Source organism: Actinotalea endophytica (assembly GCF_025717005.1).
GTDB lineage: Bacteria > Actinomycetota > Actinomycetes > Actinomycetales > Cellulomonadaceae > Actinotalea.
The window spans coordinates 94,894-114,549 of record NZ_JAOVZU010000009.1 but is presented as its reverse complement, the minus strand read 5'-3'; the positions used below and the strand labels follow the sequence as shown (position 1 = coordinate 114,549).

Below are 19,656 nucleotides of genomic sequence, written 5' to 3'. Positions count from 1 at the left end.
CTCCCCGTCAGCGGAGCAGGTCCGTGAGCCCATCGAACGTCTCGAGCAGGCCCGAGCGCAACGCGACCTGGAACTGTCCGTGCTGGTGCACCGCGATGACGACCTCGGGCCGGGCGTCGATCGCGGCCTGGTCCACCAGCTCGGGGTCGTGCAGCTCGAAGCGCAGCCGTGCCCAGCACCGGGTGAGCGACGCGACGTTCGCGCGCCCGCCGACGGCCTCCAGGAGCGCCTCCACAAGGGTCATGACCCGCCGCCCGCGACGGCCGCGTCGACCAGCCGGCTCACGTGCAGCGCGAGGTAGAGGATCTCGTCGGTGGTCACCGCCCAGCCGAACCGGTCGGCGAGCAGCGTGCCGATCCGGCCCGCCGAGGTGTACTCGTTGGGGCGCGCGCTGCGCAGGGCCGCGTGCAGCTCCTCAGGTGTCTCGCGCAGCTTCTTGCCCGCCCGCTGGCGCACGAAGAGGTACCGCAGGTGGGTCACGAACCGGGCGACGTCGACGCTGCCCTCGTCGATCTCGACCTGGTACTCCGACTCGATGATGTCGATCACCTCGCGCAGCAGCTCGGTCATCTGCACGGTGGTGCTCAGGTCGGCCGCGCCGAACTGGGCGTTCACCAGGTGCAGCGCGAGCGGCACGGCCTCGACGTCCGGCAGCCGCACACCCCGCTCGGCCGCCACGAGGTCGAGCGCCTCACGCGCGACCGCGACCTCGGCGGGGTAGAGCGAGTGCACCTCCCACTGCAACGGGTACTCGATCTCCCCGGCGCCCTCGGCGGCGCGACGCAGCGCGAAGCTGAGGTGGTCCGCCATCGGGATCAGCACGTTCTCGGTCACGTGCCCGCCGAGTCGCTGCCGGGCCAGGTCGACGACCCGCTCGGTGAGCTCGATGTCGGCCAGCGGGATCTCGTCGACGAAGGCCGCGATCCGCTCGGGCGTCGTCGCCCCGCTCGGGACGAAGCGCCGCTCGACCCGCTCCAGGTCGATCTCGGCGCCGGGGGCCATCTGGAATCCGAGCCCCCGACCCAGCAGCACCAGCTCGGCGCCGTGGTCGTCGACGCCGAGCACGACGTTGTTGTTGAAGACCTTGAGGACCTTCACGCCCATCCCCTCTCGCCCTCGAGAGCCGCGGCACCCCAGCCGATCCTGCCCGAGCGCCTGCCCGCGGTCGAGGCCCCGCAGCGGGACCTCGACCGTCGCCGTCGTCATCGCGTCAGGCTGGCGCCGTTGCTGCGGATGACCTCTCCGTACCAGTCGAAGGACTTCTTGCGGTACCGGGTGAGGGTGCCGCTGCCGTCGTCGTCCCGGTCCACGTAGATGAAGCCGTAGCGCTTGGACATCTGCGCGGTCGAGGCGCTGACCAGGTCGATCGGGCCCCACGAGGTGTACCCGAGCACCTGCACGCCGTCCGCGACCGCCTCGGCGACCTGCACGAGGTGGTCGTTCAGGTAGGAGATCCGGTAGTCGTCGACGACCGTCTTCACACCGTCGACCTCGACCAGCCGGTCCTTGGCACCCAGCCCGTTCTCGACGATGAACAGTGGCTTGCCCCACCGGTCCCAGAACTGGTTCAGCACGACCCGCAGGCCGACGGGGTCGATCTGCCAGCCCCACTCCGAGGCGGGCAGGTGCGGGTTGGGGACACCACCCATGATGTTGCCCTCGCCGGCCGACTTGGTCGGGTCGGCCGTCTCGCACAGCGACATGTAGTAGCTGAAGGACACGAAGTCGACGGTGTTCGTGAGGATCTCGCGGTCCTCGTCGGTGATGTCGAGCTCGATGTCGTTCTCGCGGAAGTAGCGCAGCGCGTAGCCGGGGTAGGCGCCGCGGGTGTGCACGTCGGAGAACATCAGGTTCGCGTGGTCGGCGTTCATCACGGCGAGCACGTCCGCGGGGGCGGGGGTCAGCGGGTAGATCGGCATCGCGATGACCATGCATCCGACCTGGATGTCGGGGTCGGTCTCGTGGGCGATCTTCGTGGCCAGGGCGCTCGCGACCAGCTCGTGGTGGGCCGCCTGGAACAGTGCGCTCGGCGCAAGCCGGTCCTTGGGCGTGTTGATCCCGCCGGACAGCAGCGGCGCGTGCAGGACGGAGTTGATCTCGTTGAACGTGAGCCAGCGCTTGACCCGGTGGCCGTAACGCTCGAACAGCACCCGCACGTAGCGCTCGTAGAAGCCGATCAGGTCACGCGACACCCAGCCGTCGTACGTCTCGGCGAGGTGCAGCGGGGTCTCGTAGTGGGAGATCGTCACGAGCGGCTCGATGCCATGCTTCTCGAGCTCGTCCAGGACCCGGTCGTAGAAGGCCAGACCCTCCTCGTTGGGGGCCTCCTCGTCTCCGTTCGGGAAGATCCGGGACCAGGCGATCGAGAACCGGAACACCGAGAAGCCCATCTCGGCGAACAGGGCGATGTCCTCGGCGTAGCGGTGGTAGAAGTCGATCGCCTCGAGCTTCAGGTTGTCCGGCGTCGGAACCTCGGTGCGGGGCGCGACGATGCCGTTCGGCATCACGTCCTGGATCGAGAGCCCCTTGCCGCCCTGGTCGTAGGCACCCTCGATCTGGTTGGCGGCGGTGGCACCACCCCACAGGAAACCGTCCGGGAAGACGACGGGGTTCGACGTGGTCATGATGAGCAGTTCTCCGTTCGGGACGAGTCGGGTGCTGCCGTGCACCCGATGACGGGGGTCGAGTGGGAACCGGCCGGGGGGGGGGGGGGGGGGCCGCCCGGCCGCGGGGGGGCCGGGCCCGGGGGGGGCCGCGCCGCCCCGGTGGGGGGCGGGGGGCGCCCCCCGGGGCCCGCGCCGCCCCCCCCCCCCCCCCCGCCCGTCGGGTCAGCCGACCAGGTCGAGCGCGACCTCGCCCTTGGCGATGTCGCCGGTGGCCACCGGGACGACGGCCGAGTACGGGCCGTTGTTGGTGACGATCATGACCGTGATCGGGTTGTAGCCGGCCGCCTCGATGGCAGCGAGGTCGAACTGGGTGAGCAGGTCGCCGGCCCGGACGCGAGCGCCCTGCGCGACGGCCGCCGTGAAGTGCCGGCCCTTGAGCTCGACGGTGTCGAGGCCGACGTGCACGAGCACCTCGAGCCCGGTGTCGGTGCGGATCCCGAAGGCGTGCGGCATCACGGTGACCAGCTCGCCGGACACCGGCGCGAACGCCTCGCCGACCGCCGGCACGACGGCCAGACCGGCACCCATGGCGCCGGACGAGAAGACCTTGTCCGGGACGGCGTCGAGCGGCACGACGGTGCCGATCGCGGGCGCGGTCACCGCGACCGCCTCGGAGGCGACCTCGCCGGCATCCTCCGGCTCGGCGACGGCCTCGGCCGTGGAGGGCAGGTCCTTGAACCCGAGGACCATGGTGAGCACGAACGCGATCACCACGGCGAGACCTGTGCCGAGCAGCTGCATCGCGAACGAGCCGATGTTGATCGTCGAGGTGAGGGTGATCAGACCCGGGAGCACGAAGCCCTCGGCGGCCGAGCCGCCGGCCGCGGCGATCGCACCACCGATCGCACCACCGATCACGCCGTAGACGAACGGCCGCTTCAGGCGCAGCGTGACGCCGTAGATCGCGGGCTCGGTGATGCCGGCGAGGATGCCCGAGATCGCGGCCGGGCCGGCGACCTCCTTGAGCTCCTTGTTGCGGGTCTTGACGAACACCGCGGCGGCGGCGGCACCCTGCGCGAGCACGGCGGCGAACAGCGGACCGGTGAGCAGCGAGTAGCCCTGGGTGGACAGGTCCTGGATCATCGCCGGGACGAAGCTCCAGTGCACGCCGAAGATCACGAACACCTGCCAGAAGGCGCCCATCAGCGCGCCGCCGATCACCGGGCTGAGGCCCCACAGCCAGTTGACGCCGTTGGACAGGCCGGTGCCGACCCAGTCGGAGACCGGGCCGATGACCAGGAAGGTCAGCGGGACGATGATCGCCACGACGAGCATCGGGGTCACGAAGTTGCGGATCGCCTCGGGCAGCACCCGGGTCAGCAGGTGCTCGAGCTTGGCCTGGGCATAGACCGCGAGGATGGTCGGGATGACGGCGGACAGATAGCTCACCATGATCACCGGGATCCCGATGAAGGTGAGCTGGTCGCCGCCGGCGAAGCCCTGCAGCGTGACCGAGACGCCGTCGGCGTTCGGGATCACCGCGATGGTCGCCGAGTAGATCAGCGCGCCGGCGATCGCGAGCGACGTGTAGACGTTCGCCTTGAACTTCTTCGCCGCGGTCACCGCGAGCAGCATGGGCAGGAACTGGAACAGTGCGTCGCCGGCCACGTACAGGATCGCGTAGGTCGAGTTCGCGGCCGCCTCGGGCTGGAGCTTGACCCAGACCGCCAGCAGGGCCTTCAGCAGACCGGTGCCCGCGAGGACCCACAGGAACGGCGTGAAGATGCTGGTGATCAGGTCGATCGCCTTCGCCAGCAGACCGCCCTGCACGGCGTCGCCGGCCTTGATGTCGTGCTTGGCCACCAGGGCCTCGTAGACGTTGTTGACGGTGTTGCCGATCACGACCTGGAACTGGCCGCCGGACTCGACGACCGTGATGACACCACGGGTCGCCTCGACCGCAGCCTTGTCCGCCTTGTCCCGGTCCTTCAGCGTGAACCGAAGTCGGGTCGCGCAGTGCGTCACCGACGCGACGTTGCTCTCGCCACCGACGCCCCGAAGGACGGCGTCGGCGAGCACCTCGTACTTGCTCGCAGTTGCCACGATTCCTCCTCGAATCAGTCATGTCCGCCGTTGGGGCATGCCTTTCGGGCAACAAAAAAACCCGAGACGAGATCTCGCACAACGAACGAGATCCGACTCGGGTTTTGCCTGCCGCGCAGTAACAATCCCAGACTTCGGGGATACCGAAACCGGCATCCGAGACACGAAGGTAGCCACCGAGGCACCCGGCCGTCAAGGACTCAGGTCCTGGTCGTCGAGATTCGGTCCGCCCGGCCGCACCGCCGAGCCCGGTGATCATCGTCGCAGGTCACCGCGTGCCCCGAAGCGGACCCGCGCGCCCGGGTCCGGGCTCCGGGCGCAGGCTCGCGCGCTGTCCCGGGCGATGCCATGAGGCCCGGAAGGACTTGACTCCGTGGCACACGTGGCCCTATACCAGTGGCCACGGATTGTGACCGACACCCGTCGGGCAAGACCTGGTGGAACTCGCGAGAGCGACGTTTCCCAGGTCTTTTTTGTGCACCGAGACATGACGAAGGGCAACACGATGCTCAGCAGGACCGTGACCGTAGGGGCCGCCTCCGGGCTGCACGCCCGACCCGCCGCGCTGTTCACCAAGGCGGCCGCGCAGTGCGGCCACCAGGTGCTGATCGGCCCCGCCGGAGGCCCGAGCGTCGACGCGTCGAGCATCCTCATGGTGATGGGCCTCGGCGTCCGGCAGGGGCAGCAGGTCGAGCTCTCGACGGCGGACGAGGCGGGGGCCGGAGCGCTCGACGAGCTGGCCGCCATGCTGGCCTCGGACCTGGACGCCGTGGGCTGATCACCGGCCGGAGCCGCCGGCCCGGCAGCGGGGCCCGATCGGACCGGACCGAGGCCGTCGGGCCCGACCGGAGGCCTCAGACCAGACCGAGCTCGTCGAACAACGTCACCAGGCCGGCGCGCTCGGGACCCGGCGCGACCCGGTCGGCGACCGCGAGGAGCCGCGGGTCGGCGCCCTCGATCGCGACGCCGACACCGGCCTCGGCGACCATCTCGAGGTCGTTGAGGCCGTCGCCGACCGCCACGACCTGGGCCATCGGCAGGCCGAGGTGCTCGGCCGCCAGTCGCATCCCGATGCCCTTGTGCACGCCGACCAGGTAGATCTCCCCGGCGCGCTCGCCGAGGCCCGGGATCGACGCGGGCAACGCCGCGACCTGCGGTCCCATCTCCTCGACCAGTGCCGGGATCGGCGTCGAGGAGTCGAAGCAGGTGATCTTGCCGAAGGACGCCGTGGTCAGGTCCGCGGACAACACGAGCCGGTCGAGGATGTCGTGCGGCACCGGGCTGGTGGCGTCCGGGAACCGCGCGGCGAAGTGGACGGCCAGGCGCTCGTCCACCCCGACGGCTCCGTGCAGCACGTCAGGCGCCTCCAGGAGGTAGGCGACGTCGTGGGCGTCCAGCACCTCGACCGCACGGGCGGCCAGGTCGGCCGGGAACCGCCGGTCGGCGAGCACCGTGCCACCCACCTCGACGTACGCGCCCGCGCCGCCGACGAAGCCGTCGAACCCGGCGGACATGATGCGCTCGGGGACCATGGACCTCGGCCGCCCGGTGCACAGCAGCACGGCGTTGCCCGCGGAGCGGGCCGCCCGGACCGCGGCCACGTGCGCCTCGGGCACGATCCCGCGCTGGGCGTAGGTGCCGTCGATGTCCAGGAACACTGCGCGCCGGCCGGGCCGGTCAGGGGACGTCACGGGCGACCACGGTACCGGGCAGCACGCAGGGCCCCGCACCGTCCCGGGCGTCAGCCTGGGCGAAGCTCCTGCGGGCGAACGACCGACGCCCCGAGCGGCGACGCCCCGGTCAGAGCGTGACGCTCCCCCGGATGAGCGACGTCGCGCTCCCGCCCACCCACACCGTGCCGTCCGGGTCGGCGGCGATCGCGATCGACCCGGCCCGGCCGACCCGGGCCCCCTGCGCCACCCGGTAGCGCGGGGTCGCGGCGCCCGTCCGGGCGAACCACTGGGCGACCGACGCGTTCAGGCTGCCGGTCACCGGGTCCTCACCGATGCCGACCCGGGGTGCGAAGGCACGCAGCTCGAAGGCGTGCTCGGACCCGGGCGGGTAGGCGCCCACCGCGCCGACCATCGCGTCCGGGATCCGGGTTAGGTCCGGGTCGAGCGCGAGGACCTCGTCGGCCGTGGCGAGCTGCAGCACCGCCCAGCCGGGTCCGTTGTCCACCCACTGATGGGCGACGACCCGGTCCCGCGTGATCCCGAACGCCGCCGTGAACCGCGCGACGTCCGCCTCGTAGAGCTCGCCGTCCCGCACCAGCGGCGGTGCCGCGAACGCCGGCTCGCCGTCCCCGATCCTGATCTCGACCAGGCCCGCCCCGCACTCCTGCACCACCCGGCCCTCGACCCGCGGTACACCGGCGTGCTCGAGCCAGGCGTGGGCCGACCCGAGCGTCGGGTGCCCGGCGAACGGGAGCTCGCCGCCCGGGGTGAAGATCCGCAGCCGGTAGTCGGCGCCGGGGTCCTCGGGCGGCAGCACGAAGGTGGTCTCGGACAGGTTCGTCCATCGCGCGAACCGGCCCATCTGCGCGTCCGTGAGGCCCGCAGCGTCGAGCACGACGGCCACCGGGTTCCCCAGGCAGGGACCGGTGCCGAACACGTCGACCTGGGCGAACGGACGGGTGCGGGGCTCGGTCATGCGCCCACCGTACGTGCGACGGGTCGCCGTCCGGCGTCGCGGACTACGTCGGCTCCGGCGACGTGTCGCCCTTCCGCCCGCGGACCGGCGCCACGTACGCGAGCAGCACGCCGAGCACCATCCCGGCGATCGGCGGAGCCGCGAGCCAGGCGATCGTCGCCGGCACCACGCCGAGCACGATCAGCACGAGGCCCACACCGAGCCCGAGGAACAGACCTGCGAAGAACCCGAGCACGGGCCGCCGCCGCACGTCGGTGGTCATGACGCACCTCCCGCCGCCGCGGCGCCGCCGGCCACGACCTTCGTGCCCGCGAACATGCCGATGAACATCAGCAGCCCGATCACGCCGAGCCCGAGCCCGCTCCAGAAGATCGGCGAGGAGGTCACCGCACCCGTCCCGGTGATCCAGCCGCTGCCGTGGCACGAGCCGCCGTCACCCGTGAGCGTGCCGCTGACCGGGATCACCATGCTGCCCCGCAGCGCCCACGCGATCGGGGCGAACGCGTCGGCGAGGTTCTCGGTGCCGCCTGCCGAGGTCTCGCCGTCGGCGTTCTCGAGGTCACCGCTCGCGACCCGCACGCCGCCGACCGTGATCGACCAGCTCCCGTTGGTGATGACCGCGTCGGTGCTGCCCGACCAGACCACCGTGCCGGCCGGGTCGACCGGCAAGGGGTCGGCCTGCGTCGCGCCCGGACCGGGGACCTCGACCGAGCCGAGCTCTGCTCCGGCCGCATCGGTGGTGGTGACGGACCCGGAGCAGCCCTCGGCCTCGACGGCCGACGCTGCGAGGGGTACCGCGACCACGGCGGCGACCGTTCCGGCGAGCACGAGCATGATCGGGCGACGCTTCATCGCAGCCTCCGGGTGGCTTCCTTGGCATTCCCGTGGGGCGAACGTTACTCGCGCCACGCGAGCCGCGGGTCCGCTTCGGCGGCCTCCGTCGGGTCGGCCGGGTCCGCACCGCGGCGACGGGCCGACTCCCGGACGATCAGGTGGGTCGGCAAGGGCGTGTCCGTCGTCTCGCCCTCGCCTTCCTCGAGCGCGACCAGCACCTTCTGCAGCATGAGCTCGCCCAGCGCGGCGAAGTCCTGGCGGACGGTCGTCAGCGGCGGGTAGAGGTAGGCGGCCTCCGGGATGTCGTCGAAGCCGACGACGCTGACGTCCTCCGGCACGCTGATCGACCGCTCGCGCAGCGCCGAGAGCAGCCCGAGGGCCGTGAGGTCGTTGGACGTGAAGATCGCCATCCCGGGCTCGAGGTCCATCTCCCGCCCGATCCGGTACCCGTCCGCGGCGCTCCAGTCCCCGTAGACCAGGTCGACCACCGGCAACCCGCGCTCGGCGAGCTCGTCGCGCCAGCCGCGGACCCGCTCGACCGCGTCCGCGGCACGCGCGGGTCCCGCGATGTGCGCGATACGCGTGTGGCCCAGCTCGGCGAGGTGGCGCACCGCGGAGCGCGCACCCCGGTACTGGTCGATCTGCACGAGCAGCGGGCTGCGCCGGGCCGACGACGCCGCCGCCACGACGGGCACCGACAGGTCGAGGCCGCGCACCATCTCCAGCACGCCGATGTCCATCACGATCAGCACGATCGCGTCGACCCGCTGGCGCAGCAGGCCTTCGATCGCGGCCCGGACCGCGCCCGGGTCGTCGTCGACCGTGGTGACCATGTCGACGCTGTAGCGGGCCGCGCGGGCCGCCATCGAGAAGTGCATCCCGATCCGGATCGGTCCGTGGTCGGACACGGCAGGTGCGATCAGGCCGATCGTCCGGGTCCGGCGCGACACCAGCGACCGGGCCGCCGGCGACGGGCTGTACCGCAGCTGGGCGATGGCCTGCTCGACGCGCTCGCGGGTCGCGGGACGCACGTTGGGCAGACCGTTGAGCACGCGCGAGACCGTCTGGTGCGAGACCCCCGCGAGACGGGCGACGTCGAAGATGTTCGCGGCCCGGGCCGGCTTGCCGTCGGACATGCTCAGCCCTCCTGCTCGTCGGGCTGGGCCACGAGGGCCAGGAGGGAGTCGACCGTCATGTCGCCCGAGCGGAGCGTCTCGACGATCCGTCCGTCGCGCAGGATCGCCACGCGGTCCCCGACCCGCAGGACCTCCTCGAGCTCGGCGGAGATGAACATGACGGACAGGCCGTTGTCCGCGAGCTCGCCGACCAGGTTCTGGATGTCGACCTTGGCGCCGACGTCGATGCCACGCGTCGGCTCGTCGAGCACGAGCACGCGGGGCGCGAGCGCGAGCAGCCGGGCGAGCAGCACCTTCTGCTGGTTGCCGCCGGAGAGCGTGCCGGCCGGCCGGTCGAGGTCGGGCGGTCGGATCCCGAGCGCCTCGACCCAGCTCTGCGCGAGCTCGCGCTGCCGGGCCGGCCGGATCCGCCGGAAGATGCCGCGGTGGGCCTGGAGCGCGAGCGTGATGTTCTCCAGCACCGACAGCTCGGCGAGGATGCCCTCGGCGCGACGGTTCTCCGAGGAGTACACGACACCGAGCGAGATGGCGCGCCTCGGGGAGTCCAGGTGGGCGGCGCGGCCCTCGATCCGGATGATGCCGGCATCCAGGTGCGCGGCCCCGGTCAGGGCCCGTGCGAGCTCGGTGCGACCCGATCCGAGCAGCCCGGCGATGCCGACGATCTCCGCCTCACCGAGGTCGAGGTCCGCCGCCCCGATGCCGCGCGCGGTCACGCCGCGCGCGCTGAGGAACACGGGCGCGTCCGGCTGCGTGACGGGCTCGCGCTGGCGCGCCTTGTAGTCCGAGACGTCGTGCCCGAGCATCTTGTGCACCAGGTCGATCCGCAGCAGCTCGCGCGTGAGGTACTCGCCGACCAGCCGGCCGTCCCGCAGCACCGTCACCCGGTCGCAGATCTCGTACACCTGGTCCAGGAAGTGCGACACGAACAGGATCGCGACCCCACGCGCCTTGAGCTCACGGATGATCCGGAAAAGCTCGCCGACCTCGTCCAGGTCGAGGCTCGAGGTCGGCTCGTCCAGCACGAGCACCCGCACGTCGGTGGAGATCGCCCGGGCGATCGCGACCAGCTGCTGCACGGCCACCGAGTGGGTGCCCAGGATCGACGCCGGGTCGATGTCCAGCCCGAGGTCGGCGAGGATGCCGCGGGCCTGGTCGCGCATCCGGCGCTGGCTGACCACGCCGTGGGCGCGCGGCTCGCGGCCCAGCAGGATGTTCTCGGCCACCGAGAGGTTCGGCAGGAGCTCGATCTCCTGGTAGACGGTGCTGATCCCGGCCCGCTGCGCGTCGTGCGGCGTGGGGAACCTGACCTCGTCGCCGTCGAGGGTCAGTGTGCCCTCGTCGAGCGCCAGCGCGCCGGTCACGGCCTTGATCAGGGTCGACTTGCCGGCACCGTTCTCACCCATCAGCGAGTGGACCTCGCCCGGGAACATCCGGAACGAGACGTCGTCGAGCGCCGCGTCGGCACCGAAACGCACCGTCGCGCCGGTCAACTCGAGCAGCGGCCGCGCTCCGTCCACCGCGCCATTATCCCGAGCGGGGCCCGGCGTCGCCCTCACCGACGCCCCGATGACTACCGCCGCTGCTCCGACCGCGCGACGATGGCCCGCTGCACGACGATGAACAGCAGGAGCAGGGCACCGATGATGATCTGCATCCACGACTGCTCGGCGCCCATGAACGAGATGATCGTCTTGATCGTCCCGTAGACGAAGACGCCGACGAGCGAGCCGAGCACGTAGCCCCGGCCACCGGTGAGCAGCGTCCCGCCGATCACCACGGCCGCGATCGCGTCGAGCTCGGTGCCGATGCCGTTGCGCGGGTAGCCGGCACCGGAGTACGCCGTCAGCACCAGGCCGGACAGCCCGCCGCAGAAACCGCTGATCACGTACGCCGCGACCTTGGTCCGGCCCACGTCCAGACCCATCAGCCGCGCGGACTGCTCGTTGCCGCCGATCGCGTAGATCGTGCGGCCGAAACGCGTCAGGTGCAGCACGAACGCCGCGACCGCCACGGTCAGCAGCGCGATCAGGCCGGTCGGGGTGATGTACCAGTCGCCGACCCTGATCCGGTTGGTCTGCAGCCACAGGACGCCGGTGTTCTCGACCTTGATCGAGGACAGGCTCACCACGTAGGCCAGGCCTCGGGCGAGGAACAGCCCGGCGAGCGAGGCGATGAACGGCTGGACGCTGAAGTACTGCACGAGCGTGCCGATCAGCAGGCCGATCACGGCGCCGCCCGCGAGCATCGTGACGATCGCCAGCCACGCCGGCACGCCGCGCGCGAGGAGCTGGGCGCCGAGGATGCCGGTGAACGCCATGACCGAGCCGACCGAGAGGTCGATGCCGGCCGTCAGGATCACGAACGTCATGCCGACCGCGAGGATCACCAGGTAGGCGTTGTCGAGCAGCAGCGCGGAGATGTTGCCGGGCGTGATGAAGTCACCCCGCAGGAACGCCTCGGCGCCGACGAACAGCAGCACGAGGATGATCAGCGCGGCGAAGGTCGGCATCATCCCGGCACGCCGGGACAGGAAGGTCTGGAACGTCGAGGTGGGGCGCTCCGCGGCCACCGTCCCGGTCATCGCCGCGCTCACGAGGCCACCTCCACCTTGGGCCGGTCCTGGACGGATGCCGCCGCTCGCGGCCGCCTCGCCCCGCCGAGGGCGCGCAACGCGTTCCTGGTCCGCGGCGACTGCGCGATCACCACGGCGACGACGACGAACGCGAAGAACACCGGGCTCTGCGCCGACGGGACGCCGAGGAACAGGATCGTCGAGTCGAGCGTCTGGATGATCAGCACGCCGATCACGGTCCCGGCGATGGAGAACTTGCCCCCCGCCAGCGACGTGCCGCCGAGGACCACCGCGAGGATCGCGTACAGCTCGATCAGGAACCCGGCGGCGTTCGCGTCGGCCGCCTTGATGTTCGAGGCGTAGATGATCCCGGCCAGGCCCGCGAGCACGCCGCTGACCATGTAGGCGCCCCAGATGATGCCGCGCGACCGGACGCCGGCCAGCCGGCTCGCCTCGGGGTTGATGCCCACCGCCTCGGTCAGGACCCCCAGCGCGGTCCGGCGCTCGACCAGGCCGAGCGCGGTGATGACGACCACCGAGATGATGAACGCGAACGGCAGCACGGTCAGGTAGCCGCTCGCGATGTATGCCAGCGGTGCGGAGTTCACCGTGGTGATGAACCCCCCGGTGATCAGCAGCGCGACGCCGCGGCCGGCGAGCATCAGCACCAGGGTCGCGACGATCGGCTGGATCCCGAGCGCGGACACCAGGAACCCGTTCCAGGCCCCGAGCACCAGGGAGACCAGCAGCGCCACGACCACCGCGACGAGCACCGTGCCCGTGGCGCCCGGGTCGCCGGAGCCGTCGATGATGGTCAGGGCGACGGCGCCGGAGACCGCCATCACCGCACCGACCGACAGGTCGATGCCCCGCGTGGCGATCACGATCGTCATGCCGAGCGCGACCAGCATCAGCGGCGCGCTGTTGCGCAGGATGTCGATCAGCGCGCCGTACAGCTCGCCGTCCTGCAGCGTGATCCGCAGGAACTGCGGCCGCGCGATCGCGTTGACCGCCACGAGCACGACCAGCGCCGCGCTGGGCCAGAACAGCCGGTGCCTCCAGATGCGCATCACGCCGCACTCCCCTTGCCCTCGTTGGCCAGGTAGTCGATCAGCCCGTCCAGGTCGACGTCGCCGGAGTCGAGCTCGCCGATCTTCTTGCGGTCCCGCAGCACCGCGATCCGCTGGGCCAATCGAAGCACCTCCTCCAGCTCCGACGAGATGAAGATGACGGAGAGTCCCTGGGCCGAGAGCTCGGAGACCTTGTGCTGGATGTCGGCCTTCGCGCCGACGTCGATGCCGCGGGTGGGCTCGTCGAGGACGAGCAGCTCGGGAGCGGTCGCGAGCCAGCGGGCGAGCAGCACCTTCTGCTGGTTGCCACCGGAGAGGTTGCCGACGATCAGCTGCGGGTCCGCGGGCCGCACGCCGAGCGCCTCGATGTACTCGGCGACGACGGCGTCCTGCTCGCTCTTGCGGATCTTGCGCATCCAGCCCTTGCGCGCCTGGATGCCGAGCACGATGTTCTCCGCGACCGTCAGGTCCGCGACGATGCCCTCCCCACGCCGGTCCTCCGAGGAGAACGAGATCCGCCGGTCGATCGCGTGCCGCGGCGAGGTGATCCGGGCCGGCCTGCCGTGCACCGCGACGCGGCCGTGGTCGGGACGATCGGCGCCGTAGAGCAGCCGCACCAGCTCGGTCCGGCCGGATCCGAGCAGGCCCGCGAGACCGACGACCTCGCCGGCGTAGACCTCGAGGTCCGCGGGCTCGAGCACACCGCGACGGCCGACGCCCTCGGCGCGCAGCACGGGCTCGCCGGTGCGGTCGATCACGCGGTGCGCCGAGCGCGACAGCGCCTCGAGGTCGTCGAGCTCGCGGCCGATCATCTTGGTGACCAGGGCGTCCCGCGGCAGGTCGGCCACGGGGTACTCACCGACCAGGGCGCCGTTGCGCAGCACCGTGATCCGGTCGGAGATCTCGTACACCTGGTCCAGGAAGTGCGACACGAACAGGATCGCGACCCCGGAGTCACGCAGGTCCCGGATGACGCCGAACAGCTGCTCGACCTCGTCCCGGTCGAGGCTCGAGGTCGGCTCGTCCAGGATCAGCACCTTGGCCTCGAGCACCATGGCGCGGCTGATCGCGACCAGCTGCTGGATCGCGATCGAGTGGGTGGACAGCAACGTCCGCGGGTCGAGCTCGAGGCCCAGGCTCCGCAGGTGCCGCTCGGCCTCGGTGTGCGTGGCGCGCCAGTCGATGGTGCGTCCCCGGCGCGGCTCGTGGCCGAGCATGACGTTCTCCCCCACCGTGAGGTTGGGGCAGAGGTTGACCTCCTGGTACACGGTCGAGATGCCCGCCGCCTGCGCGTCGGCGGTCGTCGCGAACGTCCGGCGCTCCCCGGCGACCGTGATGGTGCCGTCGTCGACCGCGTAGACCCCGGTGAGCGCTTTGATCAGAGTCGACTTCCCGGCGCCGTTCTCACCCATCAGTGCGTGCACCTCACCGGGGCGCAGCAGGAAGTCGACACCGTCGAGCGCGAGCACCCCGGGGAACCGGATGGTGATGCCACGCATCTCGACGATCGGGGGGGTGTCCGCACGCATGCGCTGGTCACTTCCTCGTGAGTCCGGGCCGAGGACGGCGTCGGTGTCGTGCCGACGCCGTCCTCGCGCGAGTGGTCGGCCGGTCCTCCCTGCGCCGGCCTGCCTGGCGGGGAGGTCGGCGCAGGTCGGTCCGCTCAGTACTTGCGGTCCGGCAGCGCCTCTTCGGCGGCGGCCTGGTCGAACGCCTGGTCCTCGACGATGGTGCGCTTGTCGACGGCGTCGCCGGCGAGCACCTTCTTGACCAGGTCGGCGGCCTTGTCGCCGAGCAGCGGGTTGCACTCGACGATGTAGTTGATCTTGCCGTCGACGAGCGCCTGCATGCCGTCGTGGACCGCGTCGATCGAGACGATCTTGATGTCCTCGCCCGGCGTGGCGCCCGCGGCCTCGATGGCCTCGATCGCACCGAGGGCCATGTCGTCGTTGTGCGCGTAGACCAGGTCGATGCCGTCGACGCCGTACTTCTGCAGGAAGCCCTCCATGACGGACTTGCCGCCGTCACGGGTGAAGTCACCGGTCTGCGAGTCGATCTTCTCGATCGGTGTGCCGGCGATGGCCGCGTCGAAGCCCTCGGCCCGGTCGTTGGCCGGGGCGGACCCGGTCGTGCCCTCGAGGACGACCATCTTCGTCGGCTCGGTGAACGTCTGGGCCGCCCACTCGCCGGCCTTCTCGCCCTCGAGCTTGAAGTCCAGGCCCACCCAGGTGGCGTAGAGGTCCTCGGACGCGGTCACCGTGCGGTCCTCGAGGACCACCGGGATGCCGGCGTCCTTGGCCTCGGTCAGGACGTCGTCCCAGCCGTCCTCGACGATCGGGGCGATCACGATCGCGTCGACGCCCTGGTTGATGAACGAGCGCACCGCGGCGATCTGCGCGGCCGGGTCGTTGTCCGCGGCGTTGAACACGAGGTCGAAGCCGTTGTCGGTGGAGAAGGCGGCCTTCATCGACTCGGTGTTCGCGCTGCGCCAGCCGCTCTCCGAACCGGTCTGGGCGAAGCCCACGGTGATCGTGTCGCCGCTCGCGCTGCCGGAGTCGCTGCCGGACGAGCATCCGGACACCACCAGAGCCGCCGAACCCAGCAGCGCCATCCCGGCCAAGATCCGCTTCCGCATATCCAAAACCTCCTCGTTCTGGTCCGGCGCCATCGCCGGTATCGGGGTCTTGCCTCGCCAACCCGCGCGACGGGTCGTGTGATGGATATTAGCGCTCACATTCCGTGCTCAGGCTAGACACAGGCCATCACATTTTCGTAACGCTCGTGTGCGTGCACGGCGCTCTGACCTCGGCAGATGGTCGCGATGTGACGCATCACATCCCATCACATCCTGAGTCTGTGCTGGTCAGGCCGGTCGGACGCTGCTCCGGGCGCGCGAACCACCCCCGACACGGGCCGCGCGCCGGCCGGACGCGCGTCGGGCACCAGCAGGCGCCCGACCTGGGCGGGACCTCAGGCGCGAGCGGACACCGAGTCGAGCCGACGGTTCGCCGGTGGCACCGGGCCGACCGGTTCCGGCCTGCCGAACCAGAACCCCTGAGCGGTGCGGTAGCCCGCCCGGCGCAGCATCTCCGCCTGGGCCGCCGTCTCGACACCCTCGGCGACGGGCTCGACGCCCAGGGCCTCGCTCAGCCCGAGCACCGCCCGCATCACGGCGTCCCGGCGCGGGTCGCGCCCGCCGTGCGAGACGAACTCGCGATCGAGCTTCACGATGTCCAGCGGCAGCTCGGACAGCTGCTTGAGCCCGGCGTACCCGGTCCCGAGGTCGTCCATCGCGATCCGGACGCCGCGGCGACGCAGCTCGTCCAGCCCCAGCGAGAGCACGCTGTCGAGGTTGGGCATCCTGGTCTCGGTGATCTCCAGCACTAGCCGGTCCGCCGGGAGCCCGCCGGCCGTGATCGCGTCCACCACGTGCTCGACGAAGTGCGGGTGCTCGAGCTGCGCCGCCGCGACGTTCACGTGGATGCTCGGCGTCCGGTCACCGAGCGACCGGGCCCAGCTCCCGCCGACCCGGCACGCCTCGGCGAGCACCCAGCGTCCGACCGGCTCCATCAACGTGCTGGTCTCCAACGCCGGAAGGAACTCACCGGGGCCGAGCAGGCCGCGGGTCGGGTGCTCCCAGCGGAGCAGCATCTCCACCGCGAGGGTCGCGCCCGTGTCGAGGTCGACGATCGGCTGGGCGTGCAGCCGGAACTGCTCCTCGCGCAGCGCGGTCCGCAGCGCAGGCAGGAGGGTCGGCACGGCGCCGCCGAACATCTCGCCGTACGGACGGATCGCGTTCCGCCCGGAACGCTTGGCCTCGTACATCGCGGCGTCCGCGCACGCCAGGGCGGCCTCGGCCTCGGTCCCCGGGCCGACGACCACGACGCCGACACTCATCCCGACCCGGAACCCCTCGCCCGACTCCACCCCGAGCGGGCGGTCGAGCACGTCGATCAGGCGGGTCGCGACCCGCTCGAGCTCGGAGATGGTCGAGATCCCCGGGCACACCACGGCGAACTCGTCGCCGCCGAGCCGCGCCACGGTGTCGATCGGGCGCATCCGCGACGCCAGCCGATGGGCGACCTCGCGGAGCGCTCGGTCCCCGGCCGCGTGACCGAACGTGTCGTTGATCTCCTTGAACCCGTCCAGGTCGCAGAACAGCAGGCCCGCGGACGCGCCGGTGGCCGTGGCCTCGGCGATCCGGTCGTGCAGCAGGGTGCGGTTCGGCAGCCCGGTCAACGGGTCGTGCAGGGTCTGGCGCAGCAGCGCGGCCTCCGCGCGGTGCCGGGCCGTGACGTCCTCGATCAGGCAGAGCAGAGAGGGCCGCGCCGACCCGGACGCCTCGTTCGCGACGCGGCGTCCGGAGAGCACGCCCCAGATCATCCGGTCGTCGGCGCCCTGGAACCGGACCTCGACGGTCGACCCGGCCTCGCCGACCCGGGACACCCGCGCCAGCCAGCGTCGCACCGTCCCACGGTCCTCGGGGTGCACCAGGGCCTCCAGGCCCATCGCCCGCAGCTCGTCCAGCGACCGGCCGGCGAACTCGGTCGCCGTCACGTTCGCCTCGAGGATCGGTCCGGGCGCTCCCGCGCTGCTCACCTCGACGATGACCATGCCGATCGGCGCCGTGCCGAACGCGTGCCGGAAGCGCACCTCCGACGCGGCGAGCAGGCCCTCGGCCGCGAGGCTCCGGTCCCTGCGCAGCCCGAGCGACAGCGCGACCAGGCTCAGCACACCGACCAGCGCCTGCGCGAGGAACGCGGCCTCGTGCGGGTTCGGCACGGCGAGCGGGCCGAACCCGTGCAACGTCGCGTACACCACGACCGCGCCGGCGACGACCGCGTGCACGCCGGCGACGTTCGCCCCGTAGCGCTCCGCGACCGCGATCGCGACCGGCAGCACCAGGAACGCCGCTGCCGGGGAGTCCAGGACCCCGAACAGGGCCGCGGTCAGCGCAGCGCCGGCGAGCAGCACCACCAGGACCTCACCCAGCGGCCGACGGTCCGCCGGCCCGACCCGGGGCCGTTCGTCGTCGAGCAGCACGATGGCCGGTGCGGCGACCACGACGATCCCGGTCGCGTTGCGCAGGACCCAGTGGCCGAGCACGTCGAGCACGACGGCCCCGGACGTGGCGTGGAGCACGAGTGCCGCGCCCAGCCCCGCGACCGTCGCGGCCACGAGTGCGGCCCCGGTCGCGACCAGCAGGTCGGCGGCGCCGCGCAGCACCAGCGGACGTCGTCCCAGACGGCGCTGCACGGCGACCAGCAGCCAGCACCACGCCGCGGCCTGGAGCCCGTTGACCACCCCGAGCGCGGCGCCGACCACCGGCCCGGCCCCGGTGATCGCGTTCAGCACACCGGCCACCACCGTGAGCAGGCCGACGGCCGCGGCACACTGGCGCCGACGGGTCCACGACCGGGCGACCCACAGGGCCCCGACCCCGGCCGCGGGCCAGATCACCGCCAGCTCGCCGCCGTGGAGCCTGGTCGCCCGGCCGACCACGACCGCCACGCAGACCACCGCCGTCATGACGGCGTGCTCGCGCCATGCAGCACCGGGACGGGTCGACGGCAGGCCCACGGATGGTGCTGCGCTCATGTGCGGGGGCCCCTGCTTCGGTCGACGGCGGTCAGCCGTACATATCGGCGCGAGAACGGCGCACCTGAGGTTCTCCTCACCCCGGTGCGGCGGACCCGACCCGGGCTTGCGCGCGCGCCGAGCCCGGCGTCCGGATCAGGTGACCACCAGCAGGGTGTACATGCCCGCGGCGTAGTGCCCGTCGATGTTGCAGACCAGCTCGTAGCGGCCCGGCTGAAGATCCAGCGTGACCCACCCGCTGGTCCCGGGTGCGATGCCGTCGCCCTCGCCCTCGGCGCCGGTCGCCGAGGCCTCGCCGAGGCTCGTCGACTCGTCGACCGCGTCGTCAGCGCCCACGGTGCGCTGACCGACCTGCTGCCCGTCGGCGAGCGGGAGGACGACGAGCTCGTGGTCGACCGTGCCCCGGTTGTCCAGGCGGAGCGTGACGGTGCCCGCCTCGACCTCGACCCGGTCGGCCCTGAGCATCATCCGGGTGCTCCCCCAGCGGCCGGCGGCGCCCATCATCCCGCGACCCATGTCCATCGCGACGACGTCCACCACGGTCCCGGGCAGGTCGGTGGTGGCGGGCAGGTCGTCAGCGCTGTCGGCGACCGCGCCCGCCCGCATGGGCCACCCGACGGCCGTGGCCGACTGCGTGAGCCCACCACCGAACGCCCAGGTGACCGACCCGGCCAGCAGGGCGACCGCCGCGACCAGCGCCGCGATCGTCCAGCCGCGCGCCCGGCGAGTCACTGGGGCGCCCCTCGCCCCTCGAGGATCGCCGCGCGGACCGACCGGTAGGTCTCGACGTCGATCTCGCCGGAGGCGAGCCGCTTGTCGAGGATGTCCAGCGCGGGCCCGGCGCCACCGTGCGCCGCGACCGGCGGCGGGGTCGGCGCCTGGGGCGCGACCGGGGCCACCGGCGGGAGCTGCTGCGGCGCCTGCGGCTGGTTGTGGCTCGGCAGCAGCCTGACCACCAGCCAGACGATCAGCCCGATCAGCACGAGCCAGAACAGGCCCATGCCCATCCAGCCGAAGCCGCTCATCCCGGTTCCGTACCAACCCATCATGTCCATGTCCTCTCTCGGGTTCTGCTCCCAGCCTCGGAC

The 19,656-nt window shown here is 71.9% G+C and carries 18 protein-coding genes; 1 reads left to right on the top strand and 17 read right to left on the bottom strand.

Annotated elements, in window-relative coordinates:
* Nucleotides 1–7: 7 nt before the first annotated feature.
* The 4 genes from OEB99_RS15600 to OEB99_RS15585 all read right to left on the bottom strand — a co-directional run bounded on the left by OEB99_RS15600 (nt 8) and on the right by OEB99_RS15585 (nt 4,709).
* Complete coding sequence (locus OEB99_RS15600; RefSeq protein ID WP_263578210.1) at nt 8–244, bottom strand: PTS transporter subunit EIIB; 237 nt, start codon at nt 242–244, stop codon at nt 8–10.
* Nucleotides 241–1,206, bottom strand: coding sequence for a PRD domain-containing protein (locus OEB99_RS15595; protein WP_263578209.1), 966 nt, complete (start codon nt 1,204–1,206; stop codon nt 241–243). Before OEB99_RS15595 ends, OEB99_RS15600 begins: the two co-directional genes overlap by 4 nt.
* The gene (locus OEB99_RS15590; protein ID WP_263578208.1) at nt 1,203–2,624 is read right to left on the bottom strand and encodes a glycoside hydrolase family 1 protein; all 1,422 of its coding nucleotides are present in this window, start codon (nt 2,622–2,624) and stop codon (nt 1,203–1,205) included. The genes OEB99_RS15595 and OEB99_RS15590 overlap by 4 nt, the downstream gene beginning before the upstream one ends.
* A 204-nt stretch (nt 2,625–2,828) precedes the next feature.
* On the bottom strand, nt 2,829–4,709 hold the full coding sequence (locus OEB99_RS15585; protein ID WP_263578207.1) for a beta-glucoside-specific PTS transporter subunit IIABC: 1,881 nt from the start codon (nt 4,707–4,709) through the stop codon (nt 2,829–2,831).
* A gap of 487 nt (nt 4,710–5,196) precedes the next feature.
* Here OEB99_RS15585 and OEB99_RS15580 point away from each other — a divergent pair, with 487 nt between their 5' ends.
* Nucleotides 5,197–5,487 (top strand): HPr family phosphocarrier protein, encoded by a 291-nt coding sequence (locus OEB99_RS15580; RefSeq protein WP_318011427.1) that lies wholly within the window; start codon nt 5,197–5,199, stop codon nt 5,485–5,487.
* A gap of 76 nt (nt 5,488–5,563) precedes the next feature.
* Here OEB99_RS15580 and OEB99_RS15575 read toward each other — a convergent pair whose 3' ends face one another.
* The 13 genes from OEB99_RS15575 to OEB99_RS15515 all read right to left on the bottom strand — a co-directional run bounded on the left by OEB99_RS15575 (nt 5,564) and on the right by OEB99_RS15515 (nt 19,617).
* On the bottom strand, nt 5,564–6,400 hold the full coding sequence (locus OEB99_RS15575; RefSeq protein WP_263578206.1) for an HAD hydrolase family protein: 837 nt from the start codon (nt 6,398–6,400) through the stop codon (nt 5,564–5,566).
* 109 nt (nt 6,401–6,509) lie between these two features.
* Complete coding sequence (locus OEB99_RS15570; RefSeq protein ID WP_263578205.1) at nt 6,510–7,358, bottom strand: PhzF family phenazine biosynthesis protein; 849 nt, start codon at nt 7,356–7,358, stop codon at nt 6,510–6,512.
* 43 nt (nt 7,359–7,401) lie between these two features.
* Nucleotides 7,402–7,620 carry a hypothetical protein gene (locus OEB99_RS15565; RefSeq protein ID WP_263578204.1) on the bottom strand — a complete coding sequence of 73 codons (219 nt, stop codon included), beginning with the start codon at nt 7,618–7,620 and terminating at the stop codon, nt 7,402–7,404.
* Nucleotides 7,617–8,210, bottom strand: coding sequence for a hypothetical protein (locus OEB99_RS15560; RefSeq protein ID WP_263578203.1), 594 nt, complete (start codon nt 8,208–8,210; stop codon nt 7,617–7,619). Before OEB99_RS15560 ends, OEB99_RS15565 begins: the two co-directional genes overlap by 4 nt.
* Before the next feature lie 44 nt (nt 8,211–8,254).
* Nucleotides 8,255–9,328 carry a LacI family DNA-binding transcriptional regulator gene (locus OEB99_RS15555; protein ID WP_263578202.1) on the bottom strand — a complete coding sequence of 358 codons (1,074 nt, stop codon included), beginning with the start codon at nt 9,326–9,328 and terminating at the stop codon, nt 8,255–8,257.
* Nucleotides 9,329–9,330: 2 nt separating this feature from the next.
* Complete coding sequence (locus OEB99_RS15550) at nt 9,331–10,845, bottom strand: sugar ABC transporter ATP-binding protein (RefSeq protein WP_263578201.1); 1,515 nt, start codon at nt 10,843–10,845, stop codon at nt 9,331–9,333.
* A gap of 53 nt (nt 10,846–10,898) precedes the next feature.
* Nucleotides 10,899–11,921 carry an ABC transporter permease subunit gene (locus OEB99_RS15545; RefSeq protein WP_263578200.1) on the bottom strand — a complete coding sequence of 341 codons (1,023 nt, stop codon included), beginning with the start codon at nt 11,919–11,921 and terminating at the stop codon, nt 10,899–10,901.
* Entirely contained in the window at nt 11,918–12,970 is a 1,053-nt protein-coding gene (locus OEB99_RS15540; protein WP_263578293.1) for an ABC transporter permease, read from the bottom strand. The genes OEB99_RS15545 and OEB99_RS15540 overlap by 4 nt, the downstream gene beginning before the upstream one ends.
* Complete coding sequence (locus OEB99_RS15535) at nt 12,970–14,499, bottom strand: sugar ABC transporter ATP-binding protein (RefSeq protein ID WP_263578199.1); 1,530 nt, start codon at nt 14,497–14,499, stop codon at nt 12,970–12,972. Before OEB99_RS15535 ends, OEB99_RS15540 begins: the two co-directional genes overlap by 1 nt.
* Before the next feature lie 134 nt (nt 14,500–14,633).
* A complete protein-coding gene (locus tag OEB99_RS15530; RefSeq protein ID WP_263578198.1) occupies nt 14,634–15,605 on the bottom strand; it encodes an ABC transporter substrate-binding protein in 972 nt (323 codons plus the stop codon).
* Nucleotides 15,606–15,940: 335 nt separating this feature from the next.
* On the bottom strand, nt 15,941–18,568 hold the full coding sequence (locus tag OEB99_RS15525) for a bifunctional diguanylate cyclase/phosphodiesterase (protein WP_263578197.1): 2,628 nt from the start codon (nt 18,566–18,568) through the stop codon (nt 15,941–15,943).
* 135 nt (nt 18,569–18,703) lie between these two features.
* The gene (locus tag OEB99_RS15520) at nt 18,704–19,300 is read right to left on the bottom strand and encodes a sulfocyanin-like copper-binding protein (RefSeq protein WP_263578196.1); all 597 of its coding nucleotides are present in this window, start codon (nt 19,298–19,300) and stop codon (nt 18,704–18,706) included.
* Nucleotides 19,297–19,617, bottom strand: coding sequence for an SHOCT domain-containing protein (locus tag OEB99_RS15515; protein WP_263578195.1), 321 nt, complete (start codon nt 19,615–19,617; stop codon nt 19,297–19,299). The genes OEB99_RS15520 and OEB99_RS15515 overlap by 4 nt, the downstream gene beginning before the upstream one ends.
* Nucleotides 19,618–19,656: the final 39 nt, after the last annotated feature.